The 15,829-nt window shown below is 59.2% G+C and carries 4 protein-coding genes; 3 read left to right on the forward strand and 1 reads right to left on the reverse strand.

The window, feature by feature from the left end; all coding sequences use genetic code 11:
• The first annotated feature begins 453 nt into the window (after positions 1 to 453).
• Positions 454 to 8,949, forward strand: a complete 8,496-nt coding sequence (locus F617_RS0116120) for a GH36-type glycosyl hydrolase domain-containing protein (RefSeq protein ID WP_019566007.1) — start codon at positions 454 to 456, stop codon at positions 8,947 to 8,949.
• Between the two features lie 454 nt (positions 8,950 to 9,403).
• Here F617_RS0116120 and F617_RS0116125 read toward each other — a convergent pair whose 3' ends face one another.
• A complete protein-coding gene (locus tag F617_RS0116125; RefSeq protein WP_013636948.1) occupies positions 9,404 to 11,167 on the reverse strand; it encodes a glucan ABC transporter ATP-binding protein/ permease in 1,764 nt (587 codons plus the stop codon).
• Between the two features lie 337 nt (positions 11,168 to 11,504).
• Between F617_RS0116125 and F617_RS0116130 the strand changes: the two genes are divergently transcribed.
• Together F617_RS0116130 and pyc are read left to right on the forward strand one after the other, a co-directional pair.
• The gene (locus tag F617_RS0116130; RefSeq protein WP_003516548.1) at positions 11,505 to 12,242 is read left to right on the forward strand and encodes a LuxR family transcriptional regulator; all 738 of its coding nucleotides are present in this window, start codon (positions 11,505 to 11,507) and stop codon (positions 12,240 to 12,242) included.
• A gap of 106 nt (positions 12,243 to 12,348) precedes the next feature.
• Positions 12,349 to 15,810, forward strand: a complete 3,462-nt coding sequence (gene pyc, locus F617_RS0116135) for a pyruvate carboxylase (RefSeq protein ID WP_019566008.1) — start codon at positions 12,349 to 12,351, stop codon at positions 15,808 to 15,810.
• Positions 15,811 to 15,829: the final 19 nt, after the last annotated feature.

The raw sequence follows: 15,829 nt of genomic DNA on the forward strand, positions 1-15,829 counted from the left end.
GCTTGCATCGTATCGCGACAGGTGGCATGGAACTATAGACGTCCTGGGGCATTAGCGTTTCGGATGTGGCGCAGGCCTTCTCGGCCTCGCGTTGCCCTTCAGGTGTCAAAGGGGGACTATCTGACGTTGCGCGAACAATTTTCGCCGTGGGGGAAGGTGCGAAATCCGGTTGGAACGGCATTGCCGGGCCATAGGGCGAAATTTTCCTGTCGTCGAAAATCCATTCTCCGCAGAGATCCCCGGCTTTGCATGGTCGGAGGGATCGCGCAGCAAAACGCCGTGCTTGCGGATATTCGCCGTTTGACGATGCGTTGCACACAACGTCTGATCCGGTTCACCGAAGGTTCAGGATAAGTCATAAATATAGCGTGGCCCGATTTCGTGCGTATTCCCGCCACGGACGAAACGCCGGTCAAGTCGAACAATTCTCCATAAAGTTCAGAATACGAGCCGATGTCATTTCATATTACCCCGACCGCCGCCGCCCGTGATTCCGAGACGAAGCAGATCGATCACAATGATTCGATCCGCGCGTCCTATATGACGGTCGAGGAACTGCATGATGCCGGTGCCGCGCTTTCGCGCGACGGTGCCGATACCCTTCCCGGCTTCATGGAGTTCGACTTCTTCGAGCGCCACCGTGAGAACGAGAAGGAAATCCTGCGGGTCTACCGCACAACGGCCGTCGACGCGGAAAATGGCGCGACGATAACGCCGGCGGCGGAATGGCTGCTCGACAACCACTACGTCATCGAAGAGGCGATCCAGGAAGTCCGCCGCGATTTTCCTCGCAAGTTCTATCGCCAGCTGCCGACAATGACGGTGGGCGGCGTGACGATCCCGCGGGTCATGGCGCTCGGCTGGCTTTATGTCGCCCATACACACAGCACGGTCTCGCGCGAGAACATGACGGCGCTGGTGGATGGCTACCAGACGTCGAAGACGCTGCAGATCGGCGAATTGTGGGCGCTGCCCTCCATCATCCGTTTCGTCCTCATCGAAAATCTTCGCCGCATTTCCATTCGCGTGGAACGCTCGCGCCGCATGCGCCAGAAGGCGAATGAAGTTGTCGACGAAATCATTCGCCTGAACGATGCGGAAGCCTCCGCGGCACTTCTCAAGCAGGTCGATTCGCTGGTCGATGACCCGACGTTTGCGACGCAGTTCCTCTATCGCCTCAGAAACGGCTCGCAGACTTCGGGTTTTGCGGTGGCCTGGCTTGAAGAACGCCTGCATGCTGCGGGCACCGACGCTGAAAACGTCATGATGTCGGAACACAACCGGCTGGCCTCCGGCAATGTGACGATGGGCAATATCGTCAAGAGCCTGAGGGAAATCGACGATACCGAATGGTCGGTGTGGTTCGAGGAAGTCAGCCATATCGACAAGGTTCTGCGCGAGGAAACCGATTACGAGATTCTCGATTTCGGTTCTCGCAACACCTATCGCAACACGATCGAGCTTCTGGCGCGTCGCTCCCCCAAGACAGAGGTAGAGGTCGCGCGTGCCGCCGTGGAAATGGCGAGATCCGGCGAGCCTGCCGAGGTGTCTGAAAACCATCGCGTCAATGTCGGCTCCGTACTCGTCGGCGAGCGCCGGTTCGAGCTTGAAAAGGTGCTCGCTTACAGGCCGCTGGTCTCGCAGCATATCGTCCGGTCAATGCGCAAGTTCAACTGGCTCGCAATTGCGGCGCCAGTGTTTCTCATCACCGCGCTCGTCATGCTTGCCGTCGGCTGGTTCCTGGCCGAAGCGGGCATGCCCTGGTATGTGGTGACCGCATTCCTCTTGATGTTTGCATTGCCTGCTTCGGAAGGCGCGACCGGTCTGTTCAACACGCTCGTCACTTTCTTCGTGAAGCCGTTCCGGTTGGTCGGATACGAGTTCAAGAACGGTATTCCACAGGACGCCCGCACGCTTGTTGCCGTGCCTTGCATGTTGACCAGCCGCGACAGCGTCGATGAGATGATGCGCAATATCGAGGTGCATTATCTCGCCAATCCGCATGGCGAGATTTATTTCGCGCTGGTCAGCGACTGGCGCGATGCCCAATATGAGCAGTCCGGCGACGATCTCGAGATTCTCGAATATGCCAAGCGCGAACTGTCGGCGCTGAACAGCCGTTATGCCTTCGATGGCAAGACGCGTTTTTACCTGTTGCACCGCCGCCGCATCTACAACCCGTCCGAAGGCTGCTGGATGGGCTGGGAGCGCAAGCGTGGCAAGCTGCATGAACTGAACATGCTGCTGCGCGGCGACAAGGACACGACATTCCTCGGTGGCGCCAATATCGTGCCGGCCGATGTTAAATACGTCATGACGCTTGATGCCGATACGCGCCTGATGCGCGATGCGGTGACCAAGCTCGTCGGCAAGATGCATCACCCGATCAACCGCCCCGTCATCGATCCGGTCTCGGGACGTGTGGTTGAAGGTTATGGCCTGTTGCAGCCGCGCGTTACGCCTTCGCTGACGACGGGCAAGGATGCCTCCGTCTTCCAGCGTGTCTTCTCGATCAATCGCGGTATCGACCCTTACGTCTTCACCGTTTCCGACGTTTATCAGGACCTGACCTCCGAAGGCACCTTCACCGGCAAGGGTCTTTACGACGTAGATGCCTTTGAGGCGGCTCTTAAGGGCCGGATCGAGGAAAACTCCATCCTCAGCCATGATTTGCTCGAAGGATCCTTTGCGCGCTGCGCGCTGGTGACCGATGTGGAGCTGGTCGAGGATTTCCCAACCCGCTACGAGGTGGAAGTCTCACGCCAGCATCGCTGGGCGCGTGGCGACTGGCAGCTGCTTCCCTATATTCTCGACCGCGCCCGTGGTGTTACCGCGATCGGCCGGTGGAAGATGGTCGATAACCTGCGCCGTTCGCTGACGCCGATTGCCTGGTTCTTTGCCTCGATCCTCGGCTGGTATTTCATGGACCCGCTCGGAGCGCTGATCTGGCAGATCCTGCTGATCTTCTCGCTGTTCGTCGCTCCGACGCTCTCGCTGCTTTCCGGCCTCGTGCCGCGCTCCACTGATATCGTGCCGCAGGCCCATTTCCATACCATCTGGTCGGAAATCCGCGCCACCAATGCGCAGGTTGCGTTGCGTATCGTCTTCATTGCCGATTCTGCCTGCATGATGACGGATGCAATTGTCCGTTCGCTCTACCGTCTGCTCGTCAGCCACAAGCTGATGCTGGAATGGCGCACCGCCGCCAGCATGCAGTCTAGCGCCCAGGGCGGCATCACCTATTATTTCCGCCAGATGTGGCATGCGCCTGTTGTGGCCATGCTCGGCCTGTTGTTTGCGGCGCTGCCCGGTGACAATGCCTTCCTGATCGGCATTCCCTTTACTCTGCTCTGGGTTCTGTCTCCCGCCGTTGCCTGGTATGTCAGCCAGTCGGCGGAAACCGAAGACCGGCTGTTCGTTTCGGAACACGTCTCTTTCGAGCTTCGCAAGATCGCGCGTCGCACATGGCGTTATTACGAAGCCTTCGTGACGCCGCAGGAAAACCACCTGCCGCCGGACAACTTCCAGGAAACGCCGGAGCCGATTGTTGCCTCGCGTACATCGCCTACCAATATCGGCGTTTACCTGCTTTCCATCATTTCGGCGCGCCAGTTTGGCTGGATCAGCTTTGCCGATACGCTGGAGCGGATCGAGAACACGATCCAGACCGTCGAGAAGATGGAGAAACATCGCGGCCATCTCTACAACTGGTACCATACGGACACGCTGCAGACACTTGGCCCCCGTTACGTTTCGGCGGTGGACAGCGGTAATCTCGCCGGTCACCTGATTGCGGTTTCGTCTGCCTGCCGCCAGTGGGCAGAAGCGCCTTCCGCGCATCTTCAGGGTAATCTCGACGGTATCGGCGATCTCGCCGGTATTCTGCGCGAAACGCTGAAAGCGCTACCTGACGACCGCAAGAACCTGCGTCCGCTGCATCGCCGCCTCGAAGAACGCATCATCGGTTTTTCGAACGCTCTTGCCTCGGTCAAGCGCGAGCATGAATTCGCATCGATCCGCGTCATCAATCTTGCGGTACTCGCGCGCGACATCCAGAAGCTCGCCACCAATGTCGATCACGAAGTGAAGTCTGCGCAGAGCGCGGAAGTGACCCGCTGGGCGCAATTGCTCGTGGATTGCTGCGAGGCGCATATTTCAGACAGCGCCATCGACCTCACCAATATGGAGCCGCTACGCCAGCGTCTTGCATCGCTGCGCGACCGCAGCCGCAACCTCGCTTTCTCGATGGATTTCACGTTCCTTTATCGCAAGGATCGCCGTCTTCTGTCGATCGGCTACCGCGTCGAAAGCAAGGAACTGGACGAGGCCTGCTACGACCTTCTGGCGTCCGAATGCCGCCTGACCAGCCTGTTTGCCATCGCCAAGGGCGATCTGCCGACCGAGCACTGGTACCGTCTCGGCCGCCAGGTCGTGCCGATCGGTGCGCAGGGCGCGTTGGTCTCCTGGTCGGGTTCGATGTTCGAATATCTGATGCCTCCGCTCGTCATGCAGGAGCGTCAGGGTGGCATTCTCAACCAGACCAACAATCTGATCGTCAAGGAACAGATGAACCACGGCCGCCGTCTCGGCACGCCATGGGGCATTTCCGAAGCGGCGTTCAACGCCCGCGATCACAACATGAACTACCAGTACACCAACTTCGGTGTGCCGACGCTTGGCCTCAAGCGCGGTCTCGGCCAGAATGCTGTCATCGCACCCTATGCGTCGATCCTCGCAAGCCAGTACGATCCTGACGGTGCGCTGGAAAACCTCGACAAGCTGCGCAAGCTTGGCGCGCTTGGACAGTACGGCTTCCATGATGCCGTGGATTTCACGCCGACACGTGTGCCTGACGGCAAGGTCTGCGCGGTGGTCTACAACTATTATGCCCACCACCACGGCATGTCGATCGCGGCTGTCGCCAACGTCGCCTTTGACGGTGTATTGCGCGAACTCTTCCATTCCGACCCGGTAATCGAGGCGGCCGAACTCCTGTTGCAGGAAAAGGCACCGCGCGAAGTGCCTGTCATGAGCGCCAAATACGAGCCGGAAACCCCAGGCAAGGAACAGGCAGACCTGCTGCGTGCGGAAGTGCGCTCCATCGCCGACCCGGCCGTGCGCGACCGCGAAGTGGTGTTCCTGTCGAACGGCCATTATTCGACGATGCTCACCTCAACCGGTGCTGGATATTCGAAATGGAACGGTCAGGCGATTTCCCGCTGGAAGGCCGACCCGACCGAAGATCGTTGGGGAACCTTCATCTTCCTGCGCGATACCACCAATGGACAATGGTGGAGTGCGACGGCTGAGCCGCGTGTCATCGAAGGCGAAAAGACCAAGACGATCTTCACCGACGACAAGGCCGAATTCCACAAGAATGTCGGCGATCTGCAGAGCGTCGTTGAATGCATCGTCGCCACCGAGCACGATGCCGATGGCCGCCGCGTCACGCTGCTCAATGTCGGTTCCGAGGATCGCTACATTGAAGTGACCTCCTATATGGAGCCGGTCATAGCGTCGGAAGACGACGACAACGCCCATCCGCTGTTCTCGCGCATGTTCGTGCAGACGGAGATCGGCCGGCGCGGCGATGTCATCCGCGCCTGGCGTAACCGCCGCAGCCCGAATGAGCCCGGAACGATCATCGCGCATCTTGCTGCCGATAACGCCGGCCCGTCGCGCCCGACGGAGTTCGAGACGGACCGCGCCAAGTTCATCGGCCGTGGCAGATCGCTCGGTGAAGCGGCTGCATTCGATACGGGTGCTACGCTTTCCAACACCGACGGCTTCACGCTCGATCCAATCCTGTCGTTGCGCCGCACTGTGCGGGTACCGGCCGGCAAGAAGGTGAGCGTGATTTTCTGGACGATTGCCGCGCCGAGCCGCGAGGAAGTCGACAAGGCGATCGATCGTTATCGCCATCCGGACGCATTTGCCCACGAACTCGTGCATGCATGGACGCGCACGCAGGTGCAGATGCGCCATGTGGGTGTCACTTCGCAGCAGGCCGCCGCTTTCCAGCATCTCGGCCGTTATCTGACCTATCCGGACATGCATCTGCGCGCGGATTCGGAAACGCTGAAAACGGGCCTCGCTTCGCAGCGGGCGCTTTGGCCGCTTGCCATTTCGGGCGATTTCCCGATCTTCAGCCTTCGTATCAACGACGATATGGACATGGATATTGCCCGTGAGGCGCTCAGCGCCCACGAATATCTGCGTTCGCGCGGCGTGATCTTTGACCTCGTCATCGTCAACGAACGGGCCGCGTCGTATGCACAGGATATGCAGCATGCGCTGGATCATATTTCCGAGGCACAGCGTCGAATCAATCCCGCCGACGGTGGTAGGCCACATGTGTTCTCCGTTCGCCGCGACTTGATGGACGAAGAGACCTGGAGCGCGCTTCTGGCGGCCTCCCGTGTCGTGCTGCATGTGCGGAATGGCAAGATTGTCGACCAGATCAACCGCGCCGTGTCGCTTTTTGCGGCGCATCGCGGTCCTGACGGCGCGACTGAGGCCGCGCAGGCTCGCCTGCCGGTGCCTGCGTTCCCCGTCGCTGAAGCTGTCGAGGATGCGGGCGATCTCGATTTCTGGAACGGTTTTGGTGGTTTCGCCAAAAGCGGAGAGGAATATGTCGTGCGCCTGCATGGTGGGCAATCCACGCCGCATCCTTGGATCAACGTCATCTCGAACGAAAGTTTCGGCTTCCATGTGTCGGCGGAAGGCGCTGGTTTCACCTGGAGCCGCAATTCCCGTGACTATCAGCTGACACCCTGGAGCAACGATCCGGTCATCAACCGGCCGGGCGAGGCCTTCTATGTTGCCGATGTTGAAACAGGAAAGCTCTATACGCCCTGTGCTGCCCTTTCGCGTGATCCGGAAGCCCTGTTCGAAACCCGTCATGGTCTCGGTTACTCCGTAATGACCGGCAAGACGGATAAGCTTGAAGTCGAGGTGACGCAGACGGTAGACCGTGAAAAGCCGGTCAAGTTCTCGCAGCTCATCGTACGCAACAAGGGTTCGAAAAGCCGCCGCCTGAAAGTCTATGCTTATGTGGAATGGGTGCTGGGCAATAATGGCCAGAAATCTGCGCCGTTCATCCTGAGCAGGCACGATGCCGGCAGCAATGCGATTTTTGCTTCGAACCCTTACAGCATCGACTATAGCACCCGCACTGCCTTCCTGACGCTCGACAGCGAGGCAAGCGGCTTTACCACCAGCCGCCGTGAATTTATCGGCCGCTTCGGTTCTGCACAGGCTCCACAGGGCATCGTGTCCGGTGCGGCACTCAGTGGCAGCACCGAGGTGGACGGCGATCCCTGCGCCGCCTTGATGCAGGAAATCCACCTGAAGCCGGGCGAAGAACGGCATATGACCTTCATTCTCGGCGATGCCGACAATGCGGAGGAGGCGGCAACGCTGGTCGAACAAGTCCGTGCGGCGGATTTCCAGTCGGTACTGGAGGGCAGCAAGGCGTTCTGGACTGGCTTTACCGGCCAGTTGCAGGTTACCACGCCCGATGCCGGCTTCAACCACATGGTCAATAGCTGGTTGCCCTATCAGGCGCTGGCGTGCCGCATCCTGGCGCGCACGGCCTTCTATCAGTCGAGCGGCGCCTTCGGCTTCCGTGACCAGCTTCAGGACACGCTGGCATTCCTGCTCTACCAGCCGGATCTCGCTCGCAAGCAGATCCTGCGTGCGGCAGGCCGCCAGTTTGCTGAAGGCGATGTCCAGCATTGGTGGCTGCCTTTGACCGGTGCCGGTGTCCGCACGACGATCTCTGATGACGTGGTCTGGCTCGCTTATGCGATCAACCAGTATGTCTCGGCTACGGGTGATGCGGCCATCCTTGATGAAAACATCCCCTTCATCAAGGGACCGGCATTGATGCCGGGGCAGCACGATGCCTTCTTCCAGCCGGAGACGAGCGACAAATCCGCTAGCCTCTACGAACACGCGGCTCTGGCGCTTGATCTCGCGATCCATCGCACCGGCGAAAACGGTCTGCCGCTGATCCTCGGCGGTGACTGGAACGACGGCATGAACCGTGTCGGCATCGGCGGCAAGGGCACCAGTGTCTGGCTTGGCTGGTTCCTGGCCGGAGCGCTTCGCGATTTCATAGCGATCGCCGAAAAGCGCGGTGATGCAGACCGTGTCGGCAGGTGGTCGGCGCATCGCGAAAAGCTTCGCAATGCTCTCGAAACTGCGGGTTGGGACGGCAGCTACTACCGTCGCGGTTATTTCGATGACGGCACGCCGCTCGGTTCCGCCACCAGCGAGGAATGCCAGATCGATTCACTTGGCCAGAGCTGGAGTGTTCTTTCCGGCGAGGGTGAAGAAGGCCGGTCACGGCAGGCGATGGACGCCGTCATTGAGCATCTGGTCGATGAAAAGGCCGGTATCATCCGTCTGTTCACCCCGCCATTCTCGCGGGCGCCGCATGACCCGGGTTATATCAAGGGATATCCGCCGGGTGTGCGCGAAAACGGCGGACAATATACCCACGCGGCGACCTGGGTAGTGCTTGCCCTTGCCAAGCAGGGGCGTGCGCAGGAGGCGTGGAATTGCTTCAAGCTGCTCAACCCCGTCAACCATGCGCTCGACGCGGCATCGTCCGAAACCTATCGGGTCGAACCTTATGTGGTGACCGCCGATGTCTATGGTGAGGGCGCTTATGCAGGTCGCGGCGGCTGGAGCTGGTACACGGGTTCCGCCGGCTGGCTCTATCGCGCCGCGATCGAGGGCATTCTCGGTATCACCCGAACCGAAGGCAAGCTTCACATCGCGCCGTCGCTGCCCGAAGACTGGAGCGGCTTCTCGGTGAAGATCACGCTGGACGGTAAAGCAAAGGACATCGTCGTCAGCCGTAAGGCCGGCACGGCAGAGGTCTCTGTATCCGTCGACGGCAAGCCCCTGTCGGCTGACGATCGGGTGATCCCGTTCGACTGACGACCGGCTCTACGTTTGCTTTTAAAATCAGGCTCCTGCGGTGACGCAGGGGCCTTAATTTTTATTGTGGCTGCCCTGGTATTGTTTGTCTGTACGGAGGCGCGGTAACAGCTTTGTCCTGGCGGGTATCTCCAGCATCATCTCAATTAGAGAAATGACACAGCCTCGCGACGGTCTTGCAAGGGCCAACGAGAATGTGAGCCGTGCTCCTCTCGACGTGGCACGCAGGCAGAGCAGTTTTACAGAGCCATGTTTCTGCGCTGTTGGATCGCTGAATGCTGATGGCCAAGGCCAAGGCCAAGGCCAAGGCTAAGGCTAAGGCTAAGGCTAAGGCTTGGCCCTTTCCTGCATTATCAAGGCACATGTCTGCAGCTTCGCAGACCTTGGAAAACGGACAAAGAAAAAGGGCGGACACCACGGTGCCCGCCCTTATTATATTCCGTAAGCCAGAGTGTCAGGAGGCGATGGCTTTCGGCCGGGGCTGGCCCTCGTCCTCTGTCAGCAGGCCGCTGGTGCGCAGCAGCGAGGTAAAGCGTCCGCCACGCTGGCTGAGCTCGTCGAACGTGCCCTTTTCAATGATACGGCCCTGATCGAGGAACAGCACCTGATCGGCATCGCGCACCGTGGAAAGGCGGTGGGCGATGATGAAGGTCGTGCGGTTCATTCTCAGCGCGTCCACGGCGGCCTTAACCCGTGCTTCCGTTTCCACGTCCAGCGCGCTGGTTGCCTCGTCAAGGACCAGGATGGGAGCGTTCTTCAGGATAGCACGCGCAATGGCGATACGCTGGCGCTCGCCACCGGACAGGCGGTTGCCGCGTTCACCCACCTGGGTCAGGTAGCCGGTGATACGGCTGTCGATGAAATCCGTCGCAGCAGCAGCTGCTGCTGCTTCCACGACCTCCGCATCGGTAGCAGATTCGCGACCAAGGCGGATGTTTTCGCGGATGGAGCGGTTGAGAAGGCCGGCATCCTGGAACACCGTGGCGATGGAGTTTCTGAGCGAGTTCTTCGTCACCGTCGAGATGTCGGTTCCATCGATCAGAATCTGGCCTGAATCTGGATCATAGACACGCTGCAGAAGATTGATGAGCGTGGTCTTGCCCGCACCCGTCGGTCCGACGATGGCAATCGTCTGGCCGGCCTTGGCCGTAAACGAGATGTCGTGGACGCCCTGCTTGGTGTTGGCGAAACCGAAATTGACGTTGCGGAACTCCACGGTGCCGGAGACATTGGACAATTCCCGGGCGTCGCCCGGTTCTTCCCGTTCCTTGACGGAATCCTCGAGCACGAAGAAATCCTCGAGCTTTGCGCGCGCCTCGAAAATCTGGGTCACGAACTGACGCATCTGATCGAGACGGCCGATGAGAAGATTGGCGAAACCGATGAAGGCAATGACGTCACCGACGCGCAATTCGCCGTTCTTTACCAGCACGGTGCCGATGACGAGGATGATCATCATCGAAACGGTGGACGCAGTGCGGTTCAAGGCACTTGCGAAAGCCCACCAGTCGAGCACCGGATATTGGGCGCTCAGCAGTTTTTCGGTGAAGGATTTCAGCGCCTTCGTTTCAGCCTCGATGCGGTTGTAGCTGTGCAGGACGGACACGTTGCTGATGGAATCGCTGACATGGGCAAAAACGCTGTGATAATGCTCCTCGACCGAAGCCTGGCCATCCTTGGTGCGGCCCATCACCCACTTGCCAATGAACCAGTAGACGATGCCAAGACCGATCAGGACGAAGCTGAGGCGCAGGTCCATGGCAATGGCTGTCGGAATAAGCAGTACGAGTGCGACGAAAGTCGCCAGATGCGTGCGCATGAATTCGAGCCACAGGCCGAACAGCGTCTCGCTGGCGCGCAGAAGCGTATGCAGCGCGTTCGAGGTACCGCGCAGATGGTGCCAGGAGAGCGGCATGGAGATGATCCGGCCGAAGGCTTCCGTCAGCAGGGTCGCGCGGCGACCGTGGGCCAGCCGGTCGGCCTCGCGGGCGACAGCGACATAAGCCACGGTGTTGAAGACGCCGAAACCCGCCCACAGGATGAGGATGGACGTGACATCGGAGCCGGAGGAGATGGCGTCGATGATCCGTCCAAACAGCACGGGTTCGGCAATGGTGATCGCTGCAAGAATGATGTTGGCGATGACAACGATCAACACCCGCCATTTATGTACGGTCAGATAGCGCAGGGCGCGTGTGTAAACCTGAAACAAAGTCAAATTTTCAATCCAGTCCAGCGTCTGTTTCGAGCGGTTGATTGTTCGGTCTCAATACAATGCTGTTTTAGCAAGGTTGCATGAGACGGCGAAATTTGTGTAATTATCGCTCTTTCAGTCTGAATGGCGGCTTAACAAACCGAGCACGCGTGCGAACCGAAAAAAAACTGAACCCGATGTTTCTAGGGGACGCCGTCACAAGATTTTGCATGTTCGTTTCAGGGATTGCTAACGACGATATGTTCAGTCTGAACCGACCGGCGCCCGAGTAACATGACGTCCTCGCGGGACCATGTCCTTCATGTCATCCCTTCCAGCCAAGCTCCGGGCATGTGTCTTTATGCATGATATTCTTCACTTCATCTCTGCGTGCTACCAGGCGGGAAACGCTGATCGTGTTCGCTCCGAATTTGTAACACTTATTCGCGAATATGGTTTCGAATATTTCCTCGTCAGCCGGCGGATGACCGGGGAGCTTGCTTCCACCGGCCAGATTCTCGCACAACATCTCCCGGAAGGGTGGATCGAGGTCTACCGCGCCAAGAAATATAATCTCGTCGATCCCGTCCGTAAGGTGATCGGCATGGTGCACAAGCCGTTTCAGTGGAAAGAGGCGCTTGAGGGCCTGCCCCGCGCGATGCATCGAAAAAGGGCGAATGTGTTTTTTCACGATGCCGGCCGTTACGGTCTGCAGGGTGGGTATGCCTTTCCGGTGCACGGGCGCGCGGGATTCATCGGCGCGGTGTTCCTTGGCGGCGAGGACCGGCAATTGCCCTCGTTGCACGTTGAGCTGCTGGATGCGGCCACGCGCGCGGTGTTCTGGCGTCTGCTCGATCTTTCAGGTCAGGTCCATAACCTCAACAACGCGCCGAATGTTTCCGCTCTTGAACTTACAAGGCGGGAAATGGAAGTGCTGACGCTGATGGCTGATGGCATGACCTCAACCGAAATTGGACGCCAGCTATCGATCTCCAATCACACGGTCGACTGGTATATCAATGGAATCCAGCGTCGGTTCAGCGCCAAGAACAGGCAGCATACTGTAGCACTCGCCTTTCGTAACGGCTTGCTGAGCTAGTTACGACAGTACGCTTCTCTCCCGAATTGCCCTTTTCAAGACCGGGTTTTGCTGCTTAATTCCGCAGTGCAGCAGAAATTCTGTTTTGGCGTGTGGGGAGACCGTCTTGAAAATATCGAAAATACTTGTTGCCAACCGATCCGAAATTGCGATCCGAGTTTTCCGGGCAGCGAACGAGCTGGGGATAAAAACCGTCGCCATTTGGGCGGAAGAGGACAAGCTGTCTTTGCACCGCTTCAAGGCGGATGAAAGTTATCAGGTCGGCAGGGGTCCGCATCTCGCCAAGGATATGGGACCGATCGAGAGCTATCTTTCGATTGAGGAGGTCATCCGCGTGGCCAGACTTTCCGGCGCGGACGCGATCCATCCCGGTTACGGCCTTTTGTCCGAAAGCCCCGAATTCGTCGAGGCCTGTAACAAGGCTGGCATTACCTTCATCGGACCGACGGCGGATACGATGCGCCAGCTCGGCAACAAGGTTGCCGCCCGCAATCTGGCGATCTCGGTCAATGTTCCCGTTGTTCCTGCAACCAAGCCGCTGCCGGACGATATGGCCGAGGTCGAGCGGCTGGCCGAAGAGATCGGTTATCCCGTGATGTTGAAGGCCTCCTGGGGCGGCGGCGGTCGCGGCATGCGCGCCATCCGCAAAAAGGAGGATCTGGCACGCGAGGTCACCGAGGCCAAGCGCGAGGCGAAGGCTGCTTTCGGCAAGGACGAGGTCTATCTCGAAAAGCTGCTCGAGCGCGCCCGCCACGTCGAGAGCCAGGTTCTCGGTGATACCCACGGCAATGTCGTGCATCTGTTCGAGCGCGATTGTTCGATCCAGCGCCGCAATCAAAAAGTGGTTGAGCGCGCGCCGGCACCCTATCTCAGCGAAGCGCAGCGTCAGGAACTGGCCGCCTATTCCTTGAAGATTGCGGCTGCGACCAATTATATCGGCGCCGGCACGGTCGAATATCTGATGGATGTCGATACCGGCAAATTCTACTTCATCGAGGTCAATCCGCGCATTCAGGTGGAGCATACCGTCACCGAAGTCGTGACCGGCATCGATATCGTCAAGGCGCAAATCCATATTCTGGAAGGGGCCGCCATCGGCACGCCGGAATCGGGTGTTCCGAAACAGGAGGATATCCGCCTCAACGGCCATGCGCTGCAGTGCCGTATCACCACGGAAGACCCGGAGCACAATTTCATTCCCGACTACGGCCGTATAACGGCGTACCGCTCGGCGTCCGGCTTCGGCATTCGTCTGGATGGCGGGACGTCCTATTCGGGGGCGATCATTACCCGTTATTACGATCCGCTTTTGGTGAAGGTAACGGCCTGGGCGCCGCAGCCGGATGAAGCGATCAGCCGCATGGACCGCGCGCTGCGCGAATTCCGAATTCGCGGTGTTGCGACCAACCTGACCTTCCTCGAGGCCATTATTGGCCATGCGAGTTTCCGCAACAACACCTATACGACCCGCTTCATCGATTCGACGCCGGAGCTGTTTGCACAGGTCAAGCGTCAGGACCGCGCTACGAAGCTGCTCACCTATCTTGCCGATGTAACGGTGAACGGGCATCCGGAAACCAAGGGCCGCGTTAAGCCACCGGCAAATGCGGCACAGCCGGTGGTTCCCTATATCGATGCGCCGACGCCTGATGGAACCAAGCAATTGCTCGACCGGCTGGGGCCGAAGGGCTTTGCCGACTGGATGCGCAACGAAAAGCGGGTGCTGGTAACGGACACAACGATGCGCGACGGCCATCAGTCGCTGCTGGCCACGCGCATGCGTACCCATGACATTGCCGGCGTCGCAAGTGTCTATGCCAAGGCCTTGCCGCAGCTTCTGTCTCTGGAGTGCTGGGGCGGCGCCACTTTCGACGTTTCCATGCGCTTCCTGACGGAAGACCCGTGGGAGCGCCTGGCGCTGATCCGCGAGGGTGCGCCGAACCTGTTGCTGCAAATGCTGCTGCGCGGTGCGAACGGCGTCGGGTACAAGAACTATCCAGACAATGTCGTGAAATATTTCGTCCGTCAGGCTGCGAAGGGCGGTATCGACCTGTTCCGCGTGTTCGACTGCCTGAACTGGGTGGAGAATATGCGCGTATCGATGGATGCGATCACCGAGGAGAACAAGCTCTGCGAAGCGGCCATCTGCTACACGGGCGATATCCTCAATTCTGCGCGTCCAAAATACGACCTGAAATATTATACCAACCTCGCCGCCGAGCTGGAGCGTGCAGGCGCGCACATCATCGCCGTCAAGGATATGGCGGGACTTCTGAAGCCTGCCGCTGCCAAGGTGCTGTTCAAGGCGCTGAGGGAGGCGACCAGCCTGCCTATCCATTTCCACACGCATGACACATCCGGCATTGCGGCTGCGACCGTGCTTGCCGCCGTCGATGCGGGCGTGGATGCGGTGGATGCCGCCATGGATGCGCTTTCGGGCAACACGTCCCAGCCCTGCCTCGGTTCCATCGTGGAAGCGCTGGCCGGATCGGAACGCGATACGGGTCTCGATACGGAATGGATCCGCCGCATCTCGTTCTACTGGGAGTCGGCGCGCAACCAGTATGCGGCTTTCGAAAGCGATCTGAAGGGTCCTGCCTCGGAAGTCTATTTGCATGAAATGCCCGGTGGGCAATTCACCAATCTCAAGGAGCAGGCGCGCTCGCTCGGTCTCGAGAGCCGCTGGCACGAGGTCGCGCAGGCCTATGCCGACGCCAACCGGATGTTCGGCGATATCGTCAAGGTCACGCCGTCCTCCAAGGTTGTCGGCGATATGGCGCTGATGATGGTGAGCCAGGATCTGACGGTCGCCGACGTGGAAAATCCTGATCGCGAAGTGTCCTTCCCGGACTCGGTGGTTTCGATGCTGAAGGGCGATCTTGGGCAGTCGCCAGGCGGCTGGCCGGAAGCCCTGCAGAAAAAGGCGCTGAAGGGTGACGCGCCCTATACGGTTCGTCCCGGCTCTTTGCTGCCGGATGCCGATCTCGATGCGGAGAGAAAGGCGATCGAGACCAAACTCGAGCGTTCCGTGAACGACTTCGAATTCGCATCCTATCTGATGTATCCGAAGGTGTTTACCGATTTCGCGCTGACATCCGAGACCTACGGTCCGGTTTCCGTGCTTCCCACCCATGCGTATTTCTACGGCATGGAGGACGGTGAAGAGCTGTTTGCCGATATCGAGCGCGGCAAAACGCTGGTCATCGTCAATCAAGCCTCTTCCGGCACTGACGATAAGGGCATGGTGACGGTGTTCTTCGAGATCAACGGCCAGCCGCGCCGCATCAAGGTGCCGGATCGCGCTCATGGCGCATCCGGCTCTGCGGTGCGCCGCAAAGCGGAACTCGGCAATGGCACACATATTGGTGCGCCGATGCCGGGCGTGATCAGCCGCGTCTTCATCAACCAGGGTCAGGAGGTCAAGGCCGGCGACGTGCTGCTCTCCATCGAAGCCATGAAGATGGAAACCGCGCTTCACGCCGAACGCGATGGCAAGGTCGCCGAGGTTCTCGTGCGCCCGGGTGACCAGATCGACGCAAAGGATCTGCTGATCGCCTACGCGGAATGATGCCCACACGGCATCGCTA

Origin of the sequence: Agrobacterium sp. 10MFCol1.1 (assembly GCF_000381165.1) — a bacterium.
Taxonomy (GTDB): Bacteria; Pseudomonadota; Alphaproteobacteria; order Rhizobiales; family Rhizobiaceae; genus Agrobacterium; species Agrobacterium tumefaciens.